A 20,819-nucleotide genomic window follows, 5' to 3' on the forward strand; every position below is an offset into this window, starting at 1 on the left:
TGCGGCCATGTTGCCTGAGCCACTGAGGAGGGCGCGGGTGGCCAGTACCCACCTCAGTCAAGCTAGCTATGCCCTCCGTCAGGAAGCCCTTAGGCACCTCATTGAGGAGTTGGCAACAGCAGAACCTCTCCTGTTGGAGCAAAATACTCTCGATCTCGAATCCAGCCGCGATCTAGCAGTGTCTCAGATTGTGCTTGGTTGGCTGCGGCTGACCCATGAGCGCCTGCAGCGTATTCGCCACTGGCTAGAGCATCTCTACCATGCGGCAGATCCATGGCAACAACCATTGCCGACGCGCCCCGAGGGGTTTCAGTATGCCGTTCCCCTAGGGGTGGTGGCCTTAGTCTATGAAGGGCTACCCACTTTGAGCTTGATGCTGGCGGGCATGGCACTCAAAACAGGAAATGCCCTTGTGCTCTGGAGTGGTGAAAGTAGTCACTATACCGCTGGGGCGATCGCGACTCTCATCGAGGCCGCATTGAGCAAAACCAGTCTACCGAAAACCACTATTCAAACCCTCTCCCTTAGTCCGGCCAGTTGGCTGGGGGATCCCACTGCTGTTGATTTAGCCCTTGTCTATGGCCGCTCCCGCTTTGTTGCGGAGCAACGGGCTGCTGCTCGCTGTCCCTTGGTCTCTCTTTCCCTTGGTAATACCTATCTCGTTTGGGATGGTTCAGTGTCACCAGAGAGTGTCCTCAACTGTATTCAGCACAGCCACCAAGCCAATCCCGATCGCGCCCTTGCTATTGAAAAGGTGATTGTGCTCGGTAATGTCAACCCCTCCCATCTTGCATTTGTGATCAATGAACTCACCCAAGCAGGCTACAAACAAGGGGTCGATGAGCACTTACACCGCACCTATCCCGAAATTCCCCTTGTGGACGCCAGTGAGTGGCCGCTCCCTTACCTGGATCAACGCTTGGCGTGGCACTACGAAGAAGATCTCATCGCCGCCGTGAATTGGATTCACCAGTATGGCAGCGCCGCCAGTGGGATTATAGCCAGCAGTTACGAAGACTGCCGCGCCTTTTATCAGCAGGTGCAAACGCCCCTTGTATTTGTCAATCGGCCCCCCCAATTAGAGCGCTTGGATGCGCTGGCCATTGGTGCTGCTGCAAAGGGTTTTCAGCGGGGACTCTTTGGCCTTGCTCAACTACTCAGTACGAAGCAGGTCTATCTCTAGACAATCAAAACCTTAGGTAGAACTCACGGGGAAAGGTGTCAGCCAATCCCTACTGCCGTTGGTTTCCACTTCCGTGAGCCAGCGTTGATAATCGGCCACAAGCTGCTGACTGAGGCGCTGTTTAATTGTTAGGAGAACGCTCTTGAGTAAGCCATTGCCGGTGGCTTCGAGAATCGGCCGCGGCGTCAGATCCAAGGGAGGCGGAATATCTACGCCCACCTGCAAGTCAGCAAGACCGATTAAATCCGTACCGTTGGCCGTGGCTTGGGGAGACAAGTAGCCTGCGAGGGCTAGGTGAAAGCGGCGATTGATGTAGTCCACACCGCGAATTTCACAGCCGAGGGAGCGCAATTGTAAAGAGCCGTCACTATTGGCATGAACCACTAAATCTACGGTGGGCTGCAAGCTGACCATGAGAAAGTTTAAGGGGCGCATCTTCAGGCGAAAGCGATCGCTTCCCAAAAATTCCACTCGGGTTGGATCAGTTAGGGCATAGACAAGCCGCCGGGGTTGACGCAGGTAGTGCTGTAAGGGAGCCGTGGGTGTTTCAATACTGAGGCGGACAGATTGGCTGGCCTTAAATTGTAAGTACATAGCACACCTAGCAAACGTTGTTTTTAATGTAACGAATTATTAAGGAAATAGGTAAAGGGTAAACCGAACCCCCTAGTCAGTCCAGCGGGTTTGCCGTCCCAGCCAAAGGACCGGAATGAGACCCACGATCACCAGGGCCAAAGCACTTAGGGCTGCCTCAGGAAGTCGCTCATCAGAGGCAAAGCGGTAAACCTGTATTGCTAGGGTATCAAAGTTAAAGGGCCGAATCACCAATGTTGCCGGCAATTCCTTCATCACATCCACAAAGACCATCAGGGCGGCGGTAAAAAGGCCGGGCACCATCAGCGGCAAGTGAATCGTGCGCAGAATATTCCAAGGGGATCGCCCCAGGGTCCGCGCCACCTCATCGAGAGAAGGGCGAATTTTCACCAAGCTAGCCTCCACACTGCCTAAGGAAACCGCCAAAAAGCGTACCAAGTAGGCATAGATCAGTGCTGTAATCGTGCCACTGAGAATCAAGCCCACTTCCACCCCCCACAGGTGCTCAGTGACATCATTAATGACGTTGTCTAGCCCCCCCAAGGGCATGAGAATCCCCACAGCAATCACTGTCCCCGGAATGGCATAGCCCATGGCAGCTATCTGTGTTCCCCAGCGCACCCAAACCGTTGGCAGCAGACGTCGCCCATAGGCCAGCAGCAGGGCAATACCCACCGCCAGTAGTGCCGAGAGCGTCGCCAAAATGAGGCTGTGGCTGGCATGTTCTAAAAATTCACGGCTGAGTTGTAATTGCTGGTAGCTGATGGCCAAGTAGAGCAGCAACCCGCCGGGGAGCAGGAGGCCAAAGAACACCGGGAGGGCACAGACTAGCCAAGCCAGAGCCGCTCGCCATCCCTTGAGCCCATAGGGAATGGGGCGATCGCTGCCCCGCCTGTAATAACGTGCCTTGCCCCGCGACCACTTTTCTAGGAGCAGGAGGGCAAAAACAATGACCACCAGAACTGAGGCCAACTGGGCCGCGGCCACGGGATCGCCCATGCCAAACCAGGTGCGGTAAATTCCTACGGTGAAGGTATCGACACCAAAGTACTGCACGGTACCAAAATCATTGAGGGTTTCCATGAGGGCAAGGCTCGTACCCGCAGCGATCGCCGGCCGAGCAAGGGGCAATGCCACTGTCCAAAAACTACGCCAGGGCCCACAGCCAAGGGAGCGACTGGCCTCTAAGCTACAGGTGGCCTGCTCCAAAAACGCCACTCGCGCCAAGAGAAAAACATAGGGATAAAGAACCAGGGTGAGCAGGGCGATCGCGCCGCCAAGGGAGCGGATATTGGGAAACCAATAGTCACCGTAACCCCAGCCCGTTAGTTCCCGTAGCCATGTCTGAATCGGACCTTCAAAGGCAAAAAATTCCGTATAGGTGTAGGCCAAGACATAGGCGGGAGCCGCCAAAGGGGTCAACAGCAGCCATTGCCACCAGCGCACGCCCCAAAATTGACAGTTGGTAACCAACCATGCCGTACTGACACCAATGACCACAACGCCTATCCCCACGCCCAACATCAACCAGAGGGAGTTCAACAGGTAGGCGGGCAAAACGGTTGTGGCCAAATGCTGCCAAGTGTTACCCGTATTAACAAAGACTTTGCTGAGAATGACGAGAATGGGCACGGCAACCACAAGGGCAATCAGCCCCACCAGTAACTCCCAAGGTTTCAGTCGCACCCACCGCGGTAGGCTGAGGGACTTAAGCACGGCACGACCTCCAAAAACAGGCACTCACTTTCTCAAACAGACTCAAAAATCGTCAAACTAAAATCTAGCCAGGGGGATCGCGTAATCATGGCACTCGTAGAAATGTAGTCCACCCCCGTCAAGGCCACCGGTCGCAAAGTGTCTAGGGTGATATTACCAGAGGCCTCAATTTTAATGTGGGGGGCTGCAGCGCGGATCATCGCCACTGCTTGGGTCATCTCTGGAATCGGCATATTGTCGAGCATGATGACATCTACGCCAAGGAGAAGGGCTTGGCGCACCTGCTCAAGGGTTTCGGTTTCCACCTCAATGGTCAAGGGAAAGGGACTGGCTTGGCGAACTTTTTCAACCGCAGCTGTGATGCCCCCGGCCGCCACAATGTGGTTGTCCTTAATCAGGATTGCATCGTCAAGGCCAAAGCGATGGTTGACACCGCCCCCCACAGCCACTGCATATTTTTCTAGCAGGCGCAGTCCGGGCGTTGTTTTGCGGGTATCCACCAGTTGGGTCGGCAAATCAGCAATTGCTTGGACGTAGGTATGGGTGAGAGTGGCAATGCCACTGAGGCGCATCAAGCAATTGAGGGCGAGCCGTTCACCCAGGAGTAATGTTTCTAGGGGAGCCGCAATCCGGGCAACAATGGTCGGCTCCTCACAAATTGCGCCCTCGGCCTGCTCGTAGGTGAACACTACCGCTGTGGTCAGGCGTTGGAAAACTCGCTCCACAATGGGCAGACCGGCAATGACCCCCTGACTTTTGAGACGGATATAGGCTTTTCCTTGGCGATCCTGGAGATGCAAGGCTTGGGTGGTGCGATCGCCCCGACCAATGTCCTCCTGCAACCATTGATCCAAGAGGGGATCCAAGATAGACCACGGCGGTAAATAGGCAGACACCCTAGGATTCATTGGAGAGCGTCACCAATGCCTGTAACTTGTCCCAGGCCGCGCCACTGGCCAGAATCGCTTTTGCCCGATCGACCCCTTCCCACCAATCCTGCACCGCTGCGGCCACATAGAGGGCTAAGGCCGCATTGAGCGCTACCACATTCTGCTGGGCACTTGTGCCCTTTCCCTGAAGAACGTGGGTGAGAATTTCGGCATTGGTCTGGACATTTCCCCCAGCAAGATCCTTCAGGGGTGCACTGGCGAGCCCCAAAGCTTGAGGATCAAGAACTTCTTGGCGCAGCGACTCCTCAGGGCTGCTAAACATCACTAGATCGGTCATATTGCCAAGGGTAGCCTCATCCACCCCTTCACGGCCATAGAGGACAATGCCCCGTTGGCGGCCGAGACGTTGCAGGGCACCGGCCATCGCTTCCAGATAGCGATCGCTAAAAACCCCAATCACTTGTCCTGTGGGATAGAGCGGATTCACCAAAGGGCCAAGGAGGTTAAAGACCGTGCGAATTTTCAGGGTACGCCGCAGGGGAGCGACGGCCTTCATGGCTGGATGCCAACCGGGGGCAAAGAGGAACGTGATCCCCACTTCCTTGAGTAAAAAGGCGGGATCACTGTGGGCAAGGTTGACCCCAAGAGTCTCAAGGACATCGGCGGAACCCACCCGACTAGAGACTGAACGATTGCCATGCTTGGCCACTTTGACCCCCGCTGCCGCCACGACAAAGGCCACTGCTGTGGAGATATTAAAGGTACCCGCGCGATCGCCCCCGGTGCCGCAGGTATCAATGAGGGGTTCGGCTAAATTCAGCGGCGCACCTGCGGATTGAGCCAACAATACATTGGCCATCCCCGTCAGTTCCTCAACCGTTAGTCCCTTGAGCTGTAATGCCGTAACAATGGCACCGGAGAGGGCATCGGGAATTTCTTCTGCCAGCCATCCTTGCATTAACTGAGCCGCCTGCTCTTGGGTTAGGGCTTGGCGATCAAGGAGTTGTTGGAGCAGGTCAGACCACATTGAACCTTGCAGGAAGAGAATCGAGGCTGAATTTAGACTTAGTTAGACTCAATTAGACTTAATTAAGTTGTTGCTGGCGCTGACGTGCCTGCCAATAGTGCATCGGTAAGCAAAGCAGCGAAGAGGCGGTAAGCAAAAAGGCCAAGAGTGCAGTGATTTTGCACATTTGACCCAAATCCGTACCTTCTAATGGTACAGCGATTTGCAGACCCTGGGCACCACAATAGACGAGCCAATAGACAAAGATCATGCGCCAAAGGGTTTCACCGTAGGCCTCTTGGGGGGAATACTCCCGCAGGGGAAATTGTTTTTCCTCTTGATAAGCCGCGTACAAGAGCCAGCTTAAGCCACTCAGGGCGGCGATCGCCGAAACAATTAAGATTCCCACTGACCAAGAAGCAGCCACTGTCATTGTTCTTTTGCACTCCCTATTATCAGCACATCGTTCCTTAGTCTAGGGGAGTCATTTGCAAGGGATGACAATTGCTAACAATTTGAAATTTTTACATCAACATAATTTACAAATGCCCTCTAGGTTCAGGTGAGCCATGATGGTTTTTGTCAATTCCTCCAGTGCAATAGTCCGTTGCTCGGCATAGTGGGGAACGGCTGTGGGCAGGGGGGGCAGTTGCCGGCGCGATCGCAACCCATTGAGCCAATGGCGACGCCAAGCACCGTTTTCCAATAGCCCATGGAGATACGTGCCCCAAAGTGTGCCCGCTCTGTTCACAAGCCCCAGTTCTGGGGCAGCAAAAAGGGGTTGCCAACCTTGGAGATCACCGGTGTATTCACTTTGGCCTTGGTGAATTTCATAGCCCAGGATCGGCTCAGGACAGTTGAAATGCAGCGATTGGGTTTGTTGTTGCTGGGTACATTTGGTTGCCCCCAATTGGGTGTGCAGCGGCATGAGGCCCAATCCTGCATAGGTGCCGGGGCATCCCTCTAGGCCTAGGGGATCGCTGATGGTGGTACCCAACATCTGCCAACCGCCGCAAATGCCCAGAATCGTTCCCCCTTGGGCAGCGTAGGTTTTGAGTTGCTCTGCCATCCCCGTTTCCCGCAGGACCTGAAGATCAGCAATGGTCGTTTTCGTCCCCGGCAAGATCACGGCATCGGGTTGCCCTAGGGGACGATGGGGGGGCAAAAACTCAACAGCAACACTGGGTTCTGCCAGCAGAGGATCCATATCGGTAAAGTTGGCAATACGCGGTAGTCGAATCACCGTAATTTTCAGGTCTGCCCCCTGGCGTTGTGGACGGGGATTCCAAAGATCAAGGGAATCTTCGGCAGCGTAGTGGCGCTCGAGCCATGGAATCACCCCTAAAACTGGTACCCCCGTGGTCTCCTCTAGCCATTGCAAGCCACTGTCAAGGAGCGATCGCTGGCCGCGAAATTTATTAATCACAATCCCCTGAATCAACGCCCGCTCAGCGGGTTCCAGGAGCATCAATGTCCCGACAATGTGGGCAAACACACCACCGCGATCAATATCGGCCACAAGCAGGGTCGGTGCCCCAAGATAAGTGGCCACCCGCATATTCGTGAGATCGCGATGCTTGAGATTAATTTCCGCTGGTGACCCTGCGCCCTCACACACAATCCAGTCAAACCGCTGCTGGAGATCTGCCAGGGCCTCTGTAATTGCCTGCCAACCCCGCTCAAAATAGTCCCGATAGTAGTCGGCCGCTTGGGTAACACCCGCCACCTGCCCTCTGAGGATCACTTGGGAGGTCATGTTGCCTTGGGGCTTGAGGAGAATTGGGTTCATTGCCACTTCGGGTTCTATCCCTGCCGCCCAGGCCTGCATTGCTTGGGCATAGCCAATTTCGCCGCCGTCACGGGTGACGTAGGCATTCAAGGCCATATTTTGTCCCTTAAAGGGAGTGACACGGTAGCCCTGCTGAGCCAGCCAACGACAAATCACGGCTGCGAGGAGGGATTTACCCGCATGGGACGTGGTTCCCACTACCATCAGGGATTTAGCCTTCATGGTCGAGTTCATCATTACATTACTTCACTGCCTGCGGTACCTTTTCCAACAGTTCTGGGGCTAGAGATTGGGTGAGGTTCAGGCCATGGGTGGGTGAACTCAACACCATTGCTGCTGCTGGTGTCAGCCACTGCCGCGCCTGTTCATCCCCCAAGAGGTGCAAGCGTAAAAAGGCCAAGCTCAATCCTCGGAGATAGGCGCGCGATCGCGGGGGTGTGGCCCCCACAAGTGCCTTTGGTACAGGCAGCACGGGTTCATTGGGACTGGTCTCACCAATTGTCGAAAAATGGGTCGCATTGTCCATCAACACCAAGTAGCGATCGCGCCCTGTTAGCCACGTAAAGGGATAAATTTGCTCCTCCACAGGGGGGGCGATCGTATCGTTACTGGCTGCAACCAACATCACAGCAGCCTTTAAGTGCCCCAAAGATTCAGGACTAAAAAGAGCACTGGTAATCGGGTTAACAGCAATTACCGCTTGCACCCGGGCATCCTCTAGGGCATAAACCTTTGGGGGTAATGCTTGCGCTTGGCATTGGAGCAGCAGTGACACATTGAAGGAGTGAAGGACAGTTCTTGTACAGTGTCGCCGTAGTTGTTGAAAATCCAATCGTGCCCCTGCCAGGGCCAGAGCGGTGTAGCCCCCAAAGGACTGACCAATTACTGCCACCCGCTCCAAGTTGAGCTGCCCTGCCCAAGGGTAGAGTTGCTCAGGAAATGCCGCCAAACGATTGAGGACAAACGTGACATCGAGGGGGCGATCCAGAAATTCTTGAGCCGCCATCCTTGGACTAACATAGGCCATGGGAAAGGACATGACCTGACGGGCTGAGCTACCAACATGCTCAAGGGCAATCACCGCAAACCCATGGGAAGCCAGATGCTGACACAGATAGCGATAGCTGTAGCGGGTTGCCCCCAGTCCATGGGAAACAATGACCACTGGAACCCGCTGTCTCACAGGAACGATGGGTAGATAGAGATCCGCTGCAATGGGGCGGGAATGTCCCGTTAACTGCAACCGCTGAGGCGATTCATCTACCGCTGTCCAAGGCATCTCTAGCCACCGCCAAGGGCCCGGTTGAAGCAGTGATTGCACACTTGCAGGGATAGCTTCTGTCTGATTTGCGATCGCCTGTTGACGGACAACATTCAGAATTATCTCTGTTTTGTGGATGGTGTGCTGGAAATTTTTGAGAATCGCGAGGCCTTCCTTGAGGTCAAAGCGAATACTGGGGGAGGGGTAGTGGCGCATCACACTCAACACGGTGAGACCATGGGGATCAGTGGCAGCGAGAATCAGCGCCGCTCGCAGTGCAAGGGCATTTTCTTGACGGCTTTGGGTTTGGAGAATCCGCCCCGCTTGCACCATGAATTCTTGACCTAGGGGGGAGTACAACAGTTGAGCAACAGCCACGGGGGACAATCGCAGTCGTTCTTGTAAGGCCAATCGTAATTGCTGCCGGTGCACAGGGGGCAATAGCCGTAAATAGCTAATAAGTTTTGGAGAGGCTTGGCCAGTGGTAGCAAAGTATTCTAAATCAGCAATGGGGAGCGATCGCTCGAAGGGGCCATAGCGAAAAATAATTCGCTCTGCTGCCGTTGCCGACACCCCCCCTGATCGCACCCAAAAGAGGCTGAGACCCACCACGACAGTGAGAGGGGGCAATAGAAACCACTTAAGGGAGAGGTTATTCACAGCGAGGAGTCACGCAATGCCACTCAATCAAAAAAACTGAGATAAATAGTGGAAACAGCGCTCAATAAAAAAATCTATAGGCACTTTCCAGTATAGATACAGCTCTTTGCTAGTATGCCGGCTGCTGCAATCGTCTCCCCATCACTTTGGAACTGCTAAGGTGCTGTCCTCGTCCTAGGGACTACTGAGGTTGTGAGCCAGCGCAATATCCGTAGGTGATGGACATCATCACCCCCTCGTTGGTGCTATCACCCCGCAGCCCCCACCAAACTCCTATGGTAGTAGTGGAGCAGGTAGGGAAATGACCAAAGATGAACGAGAAGACCCCCTGACACCTGCTGCTACCGTTTTTCAGTAAGGATATTGACCTATGAAACGACCTATTTTTACGTCACTGCGATATTTCGTTCCTTGGAGCTTGGCCGTACTCATCCTCAATGCAGGTCTGAGTTGGGCAGGATTTACACCCCCCCGCAACCTATCCCGTCCGGGGAATCGTGAGGGGGCGGCCACACGCGGCGTCTGTAGAGTGCAAACCGCAGCAGACGAACCTGATCTAACAACCCTGGTGCCTGCGAGTAATATTGGCTTGACGGCAATGAATCGCCCCCCGTTTTACTGGTATTTACCCGCCAATAATTACCAAGCTCTCGAGTTTGCCCTCTTTCAGAGCCTTGCCGATGGCAGGCAGGTGCCAATTTACAAGCAACAGTTTCCGATAGCCAATCGTCCCCGCCTAGACAGTATGACCTTGCCAGGTGAGGTGCCGCCCCTACAGGAGGGGGTAGACTACCGCTGGACGGTGACTCTGATCTGTAACCCCAATGACCCCGATCCCTCCCAGATACGCTTTGCGGAAGGCTGGGTACAACGGGTCGCTCTGCCCGCAACATTGGAAAAACAACTCCTCAAAGCCAAACCCCTGCAACGGTACGATCTATTGGCTAGCCATGGCCTTTGGTATGATGCCCTCGATGCGTTGGTAAAACTGCGGCAGGAGCGGCCCAATGACATCAAGGTTAACACTCTTTGGAGAGAGTTAATGACCAGCGAGGCCGTCGGTCTCAATCGGCTGAGTAACCTGGCGATCGCCCAACGCAGCCGCGGCAATGCCCAACGTAGCCGAGGCAATTAGGACAACGCTGTGGGCGGCGGCAACTGTACCTTGGCGGCAAGACCCAGTCCTTGGAGTGTGCGAATCACCCACCAGGTGGGATCCACTTCCCACCAGTACCAGCCCGCCTTGGCCACGTGGGGATAGGCATGGTGGTTGTTGTGCCAACCTTCGCCATAGGTGAGGAGGGCTGCCCACCAGAGATTGCGTGAGTTATCCTCGGTCTCAAAGCGACGATAGCCCCATTTGTGGGTGGCAGAGTTAATCAACCAAGTGCTGTGCCAAAGAAAAACGGCTCGCATAAACATCCCCCACAACAGCCAGGACCAACCCCCTAAGCCATAGAGGAGCAGCGCAAGGGGAAGCTGCAGGAGTAAAAAGTAGCGATCCAGCCAGCGGTAAAAGGGATCTCGTGTTAAGTCGGGGGCAAAGCGGGCATACTCCTCGGCATTGAAAAACCGGGACTGCGGATAGACAAGCCACAGCATATGGCTCCACCAAAAGCCCCGCCGTGCTGAGTAGGGATCCTTAATCTCGTCCTCGGTGTGGGCATGGTGCAAGCGGTGCCCTGCTACCCAAAAAATCGGGCCTCCCTGCATGGCCAAGGCACCCACAACAGCAATGACGTACTCCAGCCACTGGGGCACTTGGAAACTGCGGTGACTTAAAAGACGATGGTATCCCAAGCAAATACCGATACTGCCAAAGAGCCAGTGCAGAAAGATCGTGACGGCTAATGCTGACCAGGAGAAAAACAAAAGAGCAGCCGCGGCTAAAAGATGTACCGCCCCTAAAAAGAGGACAAAGCCCCAATTGAGGCGGGGGGTCTGGGGTTGCAATTCTAAGGATGATGTCATAGATACTCCTCAACACCGTTTGTGAGTTTAGACACGAGTTTAGATCTAAGGATTCTGGATTACCCAGAAAAGGGTAGAGGCAAGGGGGCTAAATGGCCTTAGAAAATGTCCTACCAGATTTTTGTTGCAGGTAGGCATCAAAGACGGCGGTAATGTTGCGGATCAGGAGTCGTCCTACGGGGGTGACCTCTAGGCGATCGCGCCCCAAATGAATGAGGCCATCGGCAGCCAATTCCCGCAGCGCCGCTAACTCGGGGGCAAAGTGGGTATCAAAATCGAGATTAAACTGGCGGGCGATCGCTGATTTGTCGAGGGTAAATTGGCACATCAGTTCCATGATGATCGTGCGGCGCAACAGATCTTCACGGTGCAGTTGAATGCCGCGTTCTGTGGCCAGCTGACCCGCAGCAACATCACTAAAGTAGGTGGCTAAGTGTTTCTGATTTTGGGCATAGGCCTCCTGCAACATACTGATCGAGGTGAGGCCAAAGCCAATCAAATCTGCGGTTGGCAGTGTTGTGTAACCCTGAAAGTTGCGCTTGAGCGTCCCTGCTTCCTGGGCGATCGCTAGCTCATCGGTGGGCTTGGCAAAGTGATCCATGCCAATGTACCGATAGCCTTGGCTAGTTAGCATTTCAATCACCCGCTGCAAAATCGTCAGTTTGGTTGCACCATCGGGTAGGGTGGTGGGGTCAATGCGCTTTTGGATGGGTTTCAAATTGGGTAGATAGGCAAAGTTAAAAACAGCAATGCGATCGGGGTCAAGGCGCAGCGTTTTCGCAATAGTGGCTTCAAAGGATTGGACGGTTTGATAGGGCAAACCATAGATGAGGTCAATGTTGACACTCTCAAACTCAGCGGCGCGGATCCACTCCATCACTTGAAAGAGCCATGTCTCAGGCTGCACGCGATTCACTGCCAGTTGCACTTGGGGATCAAAATCCTGCAGGCCAAAGCTGATGCGATTGAAGCCCAGGTTCCGCAGCTGCAAGAGGTAATCACGGTTGATGTAGCGGGGATTTACCTCAATGGAAATTTCCGCATCGTTGGTAAATTCAAAGTGCTGAGTGAGCGTCTGCCACAGGGATTCCACTTGGTCAATCGTGAGGTAGTTGGGAGTACCGCCGCCCCAATGCATTTGAATCACGGGACGAGTGCGATCCAGCCGTGCCGCCACTTGAGCAATTTCTTCCGCCAAGGCATCCAAGTAGGTTTTGGCAATAGTTTGGCTTTGGGTGACGATGACGTTGCAACCGCAAAAATAGCAAGCGGTCTGGCAAAAGGGAATATGCACGTAGAGGGACAGGGGTCGGTGCCCTTCGTTACTCCGCAGTAGCTCCCGCTGGAAACAATGGCGATCAAAATCGGGAGTAAATTCGGCAGCCGTGGGGTAACTGGTATAGCGAGGCAAAGGACGATCGTATTTTTGCAGCAGTGCCCCATCGAATTGGATTGGCTGAACCACACTCATGGATGTTTGCAAGCTCCTAACAAGATCAACAGTGGGTCTTAGATGGCAATGGCCTCAGGACGGGGGTGCTCCCGCCGACTGGGCTGGTTCTCGATAACCACGGCCTGCCACGTCTGATCGCCAATGGTGGTTTTTAACTCCGACTCAAGGGCGTGCATGAGGTTGCAGTTGAGGGCAAAGGCAAAGTTGGCTTCCTTAACAATGCGGGCGATCGCTTCCTCGTCGAGGCCAAGACTATCCAAAGTTTCCCGATACCGCTGCTTAAAGGCTTTCTTGTCTTCCGGGGACGGTAGTGCTGGAAACTCGTAAAAGGCGGTGCCCTTGCCTTCGGGAAGCGTCAACTGCGAACGCACGATTTTACTCAGGGCTTGTCCCCCAGAGAGATCCCCCATATAGCGGGTGTAGGAATGGGCAATGAGCAACAGAGGTTCACTTTGGGCCACCTCATGAAGGCGACTGAGGTAAACGCGGGTGGCCGTAAGGGGAGTAATCTGATCGCGCCAATCCTCGCCGTAGTAGAAGGCCAAGTCCTGGGCCAGTTGGCCACTGCGGTTGAGTTCGGGGAAGTAAATAGCGCGCACCGGATCGCCCTTGGCACTAGCTAAGGCCGCCTCCAGCTCGGTGTAAACAAAGTAGAGGTTAGCCAAGAACTGGCGGAAGAGACTAGGGGTAATCAACCCGCGTACAAAACATTTCATGAAGGCGGTGTGCTCGGCCAAGGTGTGAGCCTCAGCCGTTCCTTCCCGCAGCGCAAGGGAGAGGACTGTCATACCTGTAACTCCTGAAATTGGTTTTAACAATCTTTTTTGAATAAGTTTATCCTGCCAACGGGGAATGGCCGTGGGCTGAACAGGGTCAGAATGGCAGGCTATTGGCGAGTATTACTTTTTAACCATATGGCTGTCAAGTGAAACTTCAAAAAACATAACAAAACTGCCTACTTTTGCAACATCGTCAAGGTGGTTATTGACCATCCTCAGGGATATAGTATAGTAAAACGGTATGACCTGCATAGGTTTAGTTCTATAGGAGTAAGAGGCTTATGGTGGCGATCGCCCCCCATCCTGATTCAGGCCAGAGCGTTAAAACCATTCGTGAAAACCTTTTAACCCCCCGTTTTTACACAACAGATTTTGAACATGCAGCAAAACTTGACCTCAGTCGTCAGCAAGAACAACTGGAAGCGATGTTGGCGGAAATGCGGGCAGACTACAACCGCCATCACTTTGTCCGCGATGACTCCTTCAAAGGCACTTGGGACATCTTGGATGCAGAGACCCGCAAAGCCTTTATTGACTACCTTGAGCGCTCCTGTGTCTCTGAGTTTTCAGGGTTTTTGCTCTTTAAGGAACTCTCGCGCAAGCTCAAGAATCGTAACCCCCTTTTGGCGGAAATCTTTCACCTGATGGCGCGGGATGAAGCGCGGCACGCCGGCTTTCTCAACAAAGCTATGATGGATTTTGGCCATGCCATGGACTTGGGCCACCTCTCCAAGACGCGCACCTACACCTTTTTCCCCCTGCCCTGGGTACTCTACACCGTTTATCTATCAGAGAAAATTGGCTACTGGCGCTACATCATCATCTACCGTCATCTTGAAAAGCACCCCGAACATTCCTTCTACCCCCTCTTTAACTATTTTGAAAGTTGGTGCCAAGACGAAAACCGCCACGGCGACATTTTCAAGGCCTTGATCCACTCCCAACCCCAATTGATTCAAGGCTGGGGCGCCAAACTGTGGATGCGCTTCTTCCTGCTGACGGTGTTTGCCACCCATACGCTGACGGTGCATGAGCGTGCCAAATTCTATGAAGCCCTTGGGTTTGATGCCACAGCATTCGATCGCGAGGTGATTGCCAAAACCAATGAAACAGCGGCCCGTACTTTCTCTGTGGTGCTCAATGTCGATCACCCTGAGTTTTATCCGCGTCTGCAACGCTGTGTTGAAATCAACAAGAAACTACAGGCAATTGAAGCCAGTCATCAACCAAAGTGGCTGAAGGCATTACGGAAACTTCCCCACCAGTTGGCGATCGCGGGTCATCTCCTGCGCATTTATCTGCTGCCCCCCATCAATGCCCAACAGGAATGGGGCACCGTCCACTAAGAGTCAAGCTCCTCTTGGCGAAAACGGTTGAGCAGTTCCACCAGCAATTCTTGGTTGGCCTTGGGAATCAAGCGATCCAGGGAAAGGAATTGCTGACCCCCGCCAAGGGGAACTGAGACCTCCTGCAAGACGCTAGCAACCTGTGCCGAACTCATCTCCCCCTGTTCTAAAAGGGGTAAAAAGGCTTCCGCAAGAGGGGTTGCTAGCTTTGCATCACCAAGGTATAGATGCCATTTAGCAACATCCATATAAATATCACGGCCAATTTCAGCCGCCAGGCGTTCAATTAAAGGGGTGCGACTCAACACCTATCACCTTCCTTCAGGACTCCCGTTGACCCTAGGTTAGCTCAAAAGAATACCCCCTATGGCTCAACCATGGGGGCGATAATAAAGAACGTTCAGCACCGACCTATGGATCGTAGGGCTTTTTGCCAGTGAACTTCAGTTGCGAGGGGTTGGGATTCTGGCCAATGGAGCGAGGCACAGAGTTGACCGCTTCCCGCCCTTGGTTGACTTTCTCAGGGAAAACGCCATCCTTGGGATGGATCAATACCGTTTCGCCATCGGGGAAAACACGATAGATTTTGTAGTCGTTAATTTTGCGGGGACGCAGTTGTTGAGCAGCTAGGGCAAGGCACTGCTCCTTACGGGCAAGGTAAACGAGATTTTCACCTTCACGCATAACAGCAGCCCCAGCCGTCGGCATTTCAAAAACTTGCTCTTTGGGGCTTGTCCAAGTGATGGCGTATTTCTCTTCGGTATCCGCTGCGCTGAGGAGGCCGCCGGTGCTGCCACCATAGAGCGGGGGTTGCCCAGTGAGTGTTGTCATGCGTTCGATCCTCAATCTCTGACGTTGTTATCCTTAAGATTGGCTAGGTACAACCCTTTTCTTGTATATGGGATACATCAAGGGGATGCACTCCTTTCCCATGGGGGCCTTCGCAGTCTTGAGCGTTTGCCACCATTGCGAAAAGGGTTATAACCAGATTCAACGGCATCGTAGCATTGAAATCGCTGGATTGATGCGACTTGTGAGAAACTGTAACAGTTCGTTCATGATGACTCATTGTGATTGGGTTATTGGGTTATTGGGCTATTTGATCCGGATTCTGACTGATTACCAATGATCACCCTTGAACAACCTATGGCTAAGGGGAAATTTGTTAAGATTATTGACAAAGTACAACAAAAATATGTCCACTCCTCCCCAGGGATCGTTGAGCAATGCAATATCTCTACCTCCATGGATTTGCCTCGTCGCCGCGCTCGAGTAAAGCCCAGTATTTTCGCGATCGCTTTGAGGAACTTGGTCAACCGCTACTCATTCCTGATCTCAATCAGGGGGACTTTTTTCACTTGACCCTGAGTCGCCAAATTGAACAGGTAGAAGCACTGCTTACCCCCGAAGAACCGATCACATTAATTGGCTCTAGTTTTGGTGGCTTGACGGCTGCTTGGCTTGCCGAAAAACATCCCCAAGTGGTGCAGCTGTTTCTTTTGGCTCCTGCCTTTGAGTTTGCTATCCAGTGGCTGCCGCGTCTCGGGGATGAATATCGCCGCTGGCAAACCACGGGGGTTTTAGAGGTCTATCACTACACTGAAGAACGCCTACTGCCCCTTAGCTATGGCTTTGCCAAAGATTTACTGGAGTATGACGATCGCCAGCTTCAGCGCCCTGTGCCCACGCTCATTTTCCATGGCCTTCAGGATGAAGTGATTCCCATTGACACTAGTCGTCGCTACTGTGAAGGTCGCCCTTGGGTCAGTCGGGTAGAATTGGACAGTGATCATGCCCTCAAGGAAGTACAGCCTGCCATTTGGGGCATGATGTATCCCATTATTTATCAGCAGTTAACTTGAGAGGCGGGGTCAAGGGAGACAGCGGGAATCTCCGCCCGTACGGCGCGAAACATACCAAAGCGGCAGAGTCCCATGCCAAAAGCAATCCGCATCAGCAGGAATGTGGGTACCTCCCGCAAGGATTTCACTAGCCCCGCTAGGCCAAAGCGAATCAGTCCCTCTGGCCGCACAATTCCCTGCCAAATCGAATCTAGCCATGAGGGGAGCGTTTCCTGTGTCCAGTCAGCAGTAATTACTTCTCCAGCCACTAAACCCGTTGCTGCCAGGGCCTCGGCAAAGCCTTCCATGCTGGCAAAGGCGGGGTGTGCCCATTGATCCAAGAGCTGCCGCATCATCAGCCGCTCCCAGATGTTCAAGGGCTGCTGGCGATCGTCCCGCTGGTTCCAATCGGCAACCACCAGAATTCCCCCAGGCTTCAGGACACGGAGTAATTCTTTAGCGAACTGCTGTTTATCGGGCATGTGGGGACCGGCTTCAATTGACCAAACCACGTCGAAGCTGGCATCTGGAAATGACAAAGCCAGAGCGTCATCGAGTTGAAACCGAACATTCAGATCCCCAGGAGTGAGTTCTCGCGCCCGCCGTACCTGCTCAGGGCTAATCGTAATTCCAGTAACATGAAAGCCATAGTCACGGGCCAGGATACGACTGCTCCCGCCAATACCACAGCCGACATCCAAGACGGTTGTCCCCGGCGGCAGGCGATCAAGACCAGCCCAACGCACCATTTCATGGACAAAATCTACCTTGGCTTGGCGAAAGTCCTTGGGACGAGGGGGCAACCCATAGTGGCCAAGGTGAATATGCTCACCCCAGTAAAATTCAAGAATGCCGTCATTGGTCCAGTTGTCATAGGACTCGGCCACGGAGCGGGCAGACTCGTACTTGCGGGGAAACAACAGGTAAAGCGCTAAGCCCAGCAGGACTAAGGTACCAACAGTGATAACCACTATGAATCCTAAGTGAGACATGCAGCAGATTGCCTAACGAAACCTTTCACTATGATGACGAGGTTTTCAGCATTTTCACAAGGGAAAGAACCACGGATGGGTTTTCGTGGGAGATTGGACGATCTTCAATACTATCTTGAAAAGTTATCTTGGAAAGTTGGTGCAATCCTACTGAGTGGTGCGGCGGGCCCCCAATCGTTGTGAAAAAGGCTGTAACTTAGTAATAAGAAGCCTTAGGAATTCTGGAAGTAACTACCTTGGCGGATGTGCCTGTGTTTGACTCCATTGAATCAGCATTAGAAGCCCTGCGGCGCGGCGAAGTGATTGTGGTGGTGGATGACGAAAATCGCGAGAATGAAGGGGATCTGATTGGGGCTGCCGAGCGTGTGACCCCCGCCATGATTAACTTCATGGCTGTTCATGCACGGGGACTGATCTGCCTCGCCATGGAGGGCGATCGCCTCGATGAATTGAATCTGCCCTTAATGGTGACAACAAATACCGATAGCAATCAAACTGCCTTTACGGTGAGTGTTGATGCCGGTGCCCGTTGGGGTGTGACCACAGGTATTTCCGCCGAGGATCGCGCCCGCACGATTCAAGCCTTGATTGATCCGAGCACGCAACCTCAAGATCTACGTCGCCCTGGTCATGTTTTCCCCCTGCGATCGCGCCCTGGGGGAGTTCTCAAGCGAGCTGGCCACACCGAGGCGGCAGTGGATTTGACACGGTTGGCGGGTCTTTACCCAGCGGGTGTGATCTGTGAAATTCAAAATCCCGACGGCACGATGTCGCGGCTGCCCCAACTCATGGAGTATGCCCGCACCCACCAACTCAAAATCATTAGTATCGCTGACCTCATTAGCTACCGTCTCCAACATGAGCGCTTTGTGCGCCGCGAGGCTGTGGCCAAGCTACCGACGGAGTTCGGTGAATTTCAAATCTATGGCTACCGCAATTCCCTCGATCAATCGGAGCACGTCGCCATTGTCAAAGGGGATCCCGCCACATTTAGCGAGCAACCCGTACTGGTGCGCGTCCATTCTGAATGCTTGACGGGCGATGCCCTTGGTTCCTTGCGCTGTGATTGTCGGATGCAACTGCAGGCGGCTCTGAAAATGATTAACGCCGCCGGTCGGGGTGTGGTGGTTTACCTGCGGCAAGAGGGACGGGGGATTGGGCTGGTCAACAAGCTGCGTGCTTATTCCCTGCAAGATTTAGGCATGGATACGGTGGAGGCCAATGAGCACTTGGGCTTTCCAGCGGATTTGCGCAATTATGGCGTCGGCGCCCAGATCCTCAACGACTTGGGGGTGAAGCAGATTCGCCTGATTACCAATAACCCCCGCAAAATTGCTGGGCTCAAGGGCTATGGCCTTGAAGTGGTGGATCGGGTGCCCCTGTTGATTGAAGCGACCCCCTACAACACCCCCTACTTGACGACCAAGGCAGAGAAACTGGGGCATCTGCTGCTGCAAACTTACCTGATGACGGTGGCCTTTCGCTGGCAGGAGTCGCAATTGGATGCGGGCGATCGCTACGAACGACTGGAAAAACTGCGTCATCTGGCCGCAGGCGTCCATTTGCTGTTGCGCGAAGAAGCTCGGCCCGTTGCTCAAGCCATCTTTGGGCATCCTGACCTCATTGTTCACTTTGGCTTTGACCAGCCCCATGTGGCCGATCGCCAGTGGTATAAGCAGCCGGAACATCCCTATGTGCTTGCGGTGCAAACCCTGCTGCGGCAATTTTGCCAATGGCCAACGCTAAAAGGATTTGAGTTTCTGGTGGCCACGGGCACCGATCCAATGCTCAACCTACCGATGGATCTGGATCGCCAAGCCTACACCCAACAGTCTCCCAGTGAGTGGCAGCCTCATCTGATCTATTCCTGGTCTGCAGCAACCGGTTAAAGCATCAAAAAGCATGAATGGGTATCTTGGAGCATGGACAGCAGGGCTGCGATGGTGGGATTGGGAAAAGGCCAAGGTTCAACAATCCGTTTTCGGCATGACTGCTGGTACTCCTGTTGAGGCTGGCAGGGCTTTTGGCTAAGATGACGCTGATGACGCTGCTTATAATCTATAAGTGTAAACCTCAATTCAATCCATCGCTTCTGGCCGCAAAAAGAAACACTGGGGCGGCGTTGGCGTTAGCACAACAACACTGGCAATGGCGCGATCGCCCACAGGGAAACTAGCTACCCAATGCTCTAAAGGCTGAGCCGCTGCCCGCTGCCATACCCCTATCCCCTGAGCCTTGAGCCACGCTTCATAGTAGGTCCAAGCCTGGAGAAAGGAGCGATCGCCCCCCTCGACGATTCTTTGTTGCAGCGCAGCCCCAAAAAACCGCCGACTAATCGCTGCACGTTGAGGACAGAGGCGCAAGATTTCAACATCTACCCCTACAGGAGCCCTCCCACTCACAGCCAACACCGCCAATTGGCCACTATGGCTCCAGTTAAACTCCAACCCATTCAGATAGGGCTTACCCCCGGCAGCACGCGGCAAAGGCTTCTCTCCAAGATGAGGTTGATAGCGTCGTAAATAGGCACGGAGAATCACCCCACGGGGCACATCAGGGGGAAGTGTTAGCCACCAAAGATGCAGCGCATAGGAATCTAGGGTGAGGTCGGGGTGTGGCGCCCGCCATTGAGGGGCAACAATCGGGGGCAGGGGACAATCCCACACATTAAAGACTGAGGCGTTTTTTTAGGGACAATAGGTGAGTACGGGGATTAATTGGGCTATGGGGCAAGGGTAATTCAAAATTCGGCCAATTGGTTAGACTCGCACAGGGACAGTGTAGAGGGGGCAACCCATGACAAGGTAGGGGCACAGGCATCTGGCAGCGGGCGCAGGGGCTAATCTCCCAACAGTCGCCCAGTAGCTGGGTAATTGTCTCCGTCGTGTCTTCGAGAAAGCACTCTCCTGCCTGACCAGAGATCACATAGGCCCAGCAAGCCTCAAAGGCTTGACTGTAGCGATCGCCCTGAAGAACCGGTTGTGGCAGCACCGTATGCTCTCCACCCCAAATACAAAGCCGCTTCCCCAACTGAAACCAGTAGGCCAGATAGGACTTGACCTTTGCTTGGGCTGCCAAAAAGGCACAGTCTTCTATCTCCGTCATTGATACCACCCTCGCTAGTGTACTTACTACCCTAGCGCAAGGGAACGAGGGTCGCAGATCGGCTTAGCTCATCCGCTGCTAGGATTCAAACCAGTAGGAAAGTGAGGATCAAGTCGTTGCTTGCAGGTATTCAGGGCAATTCCCCAGCCGGCCTAGATAGCCTAACGCCTACCCCACATCTCGTCCAATAACCCACACCCTGAATTTTCAATCCCAGTCAGAAGTCCTCAAGC

The 20,819-nt window shown here is 53.7% G+C and carries 20 protein-coding genes; 5 read left to right on the forward strand and 15 right to left on the reverse strand.

The genetic code is table 11. The features are described 5' to 3' along the window. Positions 1–7 precede the first annotated feature (7 nt). A complete protein-coding gene (locus tag NK55_RS05320; RefSeq protein ID WP_157869666.1) occupies positions 8–1,183 on the forward strand; it encodes a hypothetical protein in 1,176 nt (391 codons plus the stop codon). 12 nt (positions 1,184–1,195) lie between these two features. On the opposite strand, the gene NK55_RS05325 is transcribed toward NK55_RS05320, so the two are convergent. The 7 genes from NK55_RS05325 to NK55_RS05355 all read right to left on the reverse strand — a co-directional run bounded on the left by NK55_RS05325 (position 1,196) and on the right by NK55_RS05355 (position 9,099). Then, entirely contained in the window at positions 1,196–1,777 is a 582-nt protein-coding gene (locus tag NK55_RS05325) for a DUF1997 domain-containing protein (RefSeq protein ID WP_024124759.1), read from the reverse strand. 72 nt (positions 1,778–1,849) lie between these two features. Then, positions 1,850–3,517, reverse strand: coding sequence for an iron ABC transporter permease (locus tag NK55_RS05330; protein WP_041429086.1), 1,668 nt, complete (start codon positions 3,515–3,517; stop codon positions 1,850–1,852). Between the two features lie 8 nt (positions 3,518–3,525). Next, complete coding sequence (nadC, locus tag NK55_RS05335; protein ID WP_024124761.1) at positions 3,526–4,401, reverse strand: carboxylating nicotinate-nucleotide diphosphorylase; 876 nt, start codon at positions 4,399–4,401, stop codon at positions 3,526–3,528. Next, entirely contained in the window at positions 4,391–5,410 is a 1,020-nt protein-coding gene (gene trpD, locus NK55_RS05340) for an anthranilate phosphoribosyltransferase (protein WP_024124762.1), read from the reverse strand. The genes nadC and trpD overlap by 11 nt, the downstream gene beginning before the upstream one ends. 58 nt (positions 5,411–5,468) lie before the next feature. Continuing rightward, the gene (locus NK55_RS12405) at positions 5,469–5,822 is read right to left on the reverse strand and encodes a hypothetical protein (RefSeq protein ID WP_024124763.1); all 354 of its coding nucleotides are present in this window, start codon (positions 5,820–5,822) and stop codon (positions 5,469–5,471) included. Between the two features lie 96 nt (positions 5,823–5,918). Then, the gene (locus NK55_RS05350) at positions 5,919–7,400 is read right to left on the reverse strand and encodes a cobyric acid synthase (RefSeq protein WP_024124764.1); all 1,482 of its coding nucleotides are present in this window, start codon (positions 7,398–7,400) and stop codon (positions 5,919–5,921) included. A 19-nt stretch (positions 7,401–7,419) separates the two neighbouring features. Further along, the gene (locus NK55_RS05355; protein WP_024124765.1) at positions 7,420–9,099 is read right to left on the reverse strand and encodes an alpha/beta hydrolase; all 1,680 of its coding nucleotides are present in this window, start codon (positions 9,097–9,099) and stop codon (positions 7,420–7,422) included. A 370-nt stretch (positions 9,100–9,469) separates the two neighbouring features. Here NK55_RS05355 and NK55_RS05360 point away from each other — a divergent pair, with 370 nt between their 5' ends. Then, positions 9,470–10,234, forward strand: a complete 765-nt coding sequence (locus NK55_RS05360) for a DUF928 domain-containing protein (protein ID WP_024124766.1) — start codon at positions 9,470–9,472, stop codon at positions 10,232–10,234. On the opposite strand, the gene NK55_RS05365 is transcribed toward NK55_RS05360, so the two are convergent. The 3 genes from NK55_RS05365 to NK55_RS05375 form a co-directional block, all read right to left on the reverse strand. Next, on the reverse strand, positions 10,231–11,070 hold the full coding sequence (locus NK55_RS05365; RefSeq protein ID WP_024124767.1) for a fatty acid desaturase: 840 nt from the start codon (positions 11,068–11,070) through the stop codon (positions 10,231–10,233). The two genes, NK55_RS05360 and NK55_RS05365, sit on opposite strands and share 4 nt — an antisense overlap. An 88-nt stretch (positions 11,071–11,158) precedes the next feature. Further along, positions 11,159–12,541, reverse strand: a complete 1,383-nt coding sequence (gene hemN / locus NK55_RS05370) for an oxygen-independent coproporphyrinogen III oxidase (protein ID WP_024124768.1) — start codon at positions 12,539–12,541, stop codon at positions 11,159–11,161. 38 nt (positions 12,542–12,579) lie between these two features. Then, complete coding sequence (locus NK55_RS05375; RefSeq protein WP_024124769.1) at positions 12,580–13,311, reverse strand: heme oxygenase (biliverdin-producing); 732 nt, start codon at positions 13,309–13,311, stop codon at positions 12,580–12,582. Positions 13,312–13,583: 272 nt separating this feature from the next. Here NK55_RS05375 and acsF point away from each other — a divergent pair, with 272 nt between their 5' ends. Next, the gene (gene acsF, locus NK55_RS05380) at positions 13,584–14,648 is read left to right on the forward strand and encodes a magnesium-protoporphyrin IX monomethyl ester (oxidative) cyclase (RefSeq protein WP_024124770.1); all 1,065 of its coding nucleotides are present in this window, start codon (positions 13,584–13,586) and stop codon (positions 14,646–14,648) included. Here the strand turns inward: acsF and NK55_RS05385 are convergent. Both NK55_RS05385 and NK55_RS05390 read right to left on the reverse strand, forming a co-directional pair. Then, positions 14,645–14,956: a DUF3181 family protein gene (locus NK55_RS05385; protein ID WP_024124771.1), complete on the reverse strand. Its 312-nt coding sequence runs from the start codon at positions 14,954–14,956 to the stop codon at positions 14,645–14,647. The genes acsF and NK55_RS05385 overlap by 4 nt on opposite strands. 103 nt (positions 14,957–15,059) lie before the next feature. Beyond that, on the reverse strand, positions 15,060–15,479 hold the full coding sequence (locus NK55_RS05390; protein WP_024124772.1) for a photosystem I reaction center subunit II PsaD: 420 nt from the start codon (positions 15,477–15,479) through the stop codon (positions 15,060–15,062). Between the two features lie 395 nt (positions 15,480–15,874). On the opposite strand from NK55_RS05390, the gene NK55_RS05395 reads away from it, so the two are divergent. Further along, entirely contained in the window at positions 15,875–16,510 is a 636-nt protein-coding gene (locus NK55_RS05395; protein WP_024124773.1) for a YqiA/YcfP family alpha/beta fold hydrolase, read from the forward strand. Here the strand turns inward: NK55_RS05395 and NK55_RS05400 are convergent. Then, positions 16,495–17,481 (reverse strand): methyltransferase domain-containing protein, encoded by a 987-nt coding sequence (locus tag NK55_RS05400; RefSeq protein ID WP_041429087.1) that lies wholly within the window; start codon positions 17,479–17,481, stop codon positions 16,495–16,497. The two genes, NK55_RS05395 and NK55_RS05400, sit on opposite strands and share 16 nt — an antisense overlap. Positions 17,482–17,726: 245 nt before the next feature. On the opposite strand from NK55_RS05400, the gene ribBA reads away from it, so the two are divergent. Then, entirely contained in the window at positions 17,727–19,370 is a 1,644-nt protein-coding gene (gene ribBA, locus NK55_RS05405; RefSeq protein WP_157869775.1) for a bifunctional 3,4-dihydroxy-2-butanone-4-phosphate synthase/GTP cyclohydrolase II, read from the forward strand. A 189-nt stretch (positions 19,371–19,559) separates the two neighbouring features. On the opposite strand, the gene NK55_RS12410 is transcribed toward ribBA, so the two are convergent. Both NK55_RS12410 and NK55_RS05415 read right to left on the reverse strand, forming a co-directional pair. After that, complete coding sequence (locus tag NK55_RS12410) at positions 19,560–20,147, reverse strand: 4'-phosphopantetheinyl transferase superfamily protein (RefSeq protein ID WP_024124776.1); 588 nt, start codon at positions 20,145–20,147, stop codon at positions 19,560–19,562. Between the two features lies 1 nt (position 20,148). Continuing rightward, the gene (locus NK55_RS05415) at positions 20,149–20,586 is read right to left on the reverse strand and encodes a hypothetical protein (protein WP_024124777.1); all 438 of its coding nucleotides are present in this window, start codon (positions 20,584–20,586) and stop codon (positions 20,149–20,151) included. Positions 20,587–20,819: the final 233 nt, after the last annotated feature.

Source organism: Thermosynechococcus sp. NK55a (assembly GCF_000505665.1).
Lineage (GTDB): Bacteria > Cyanobacteriota > Cyanobacteriia > Thermosynechococcales > Thermosynechococcaceae > Thermosynechococcus.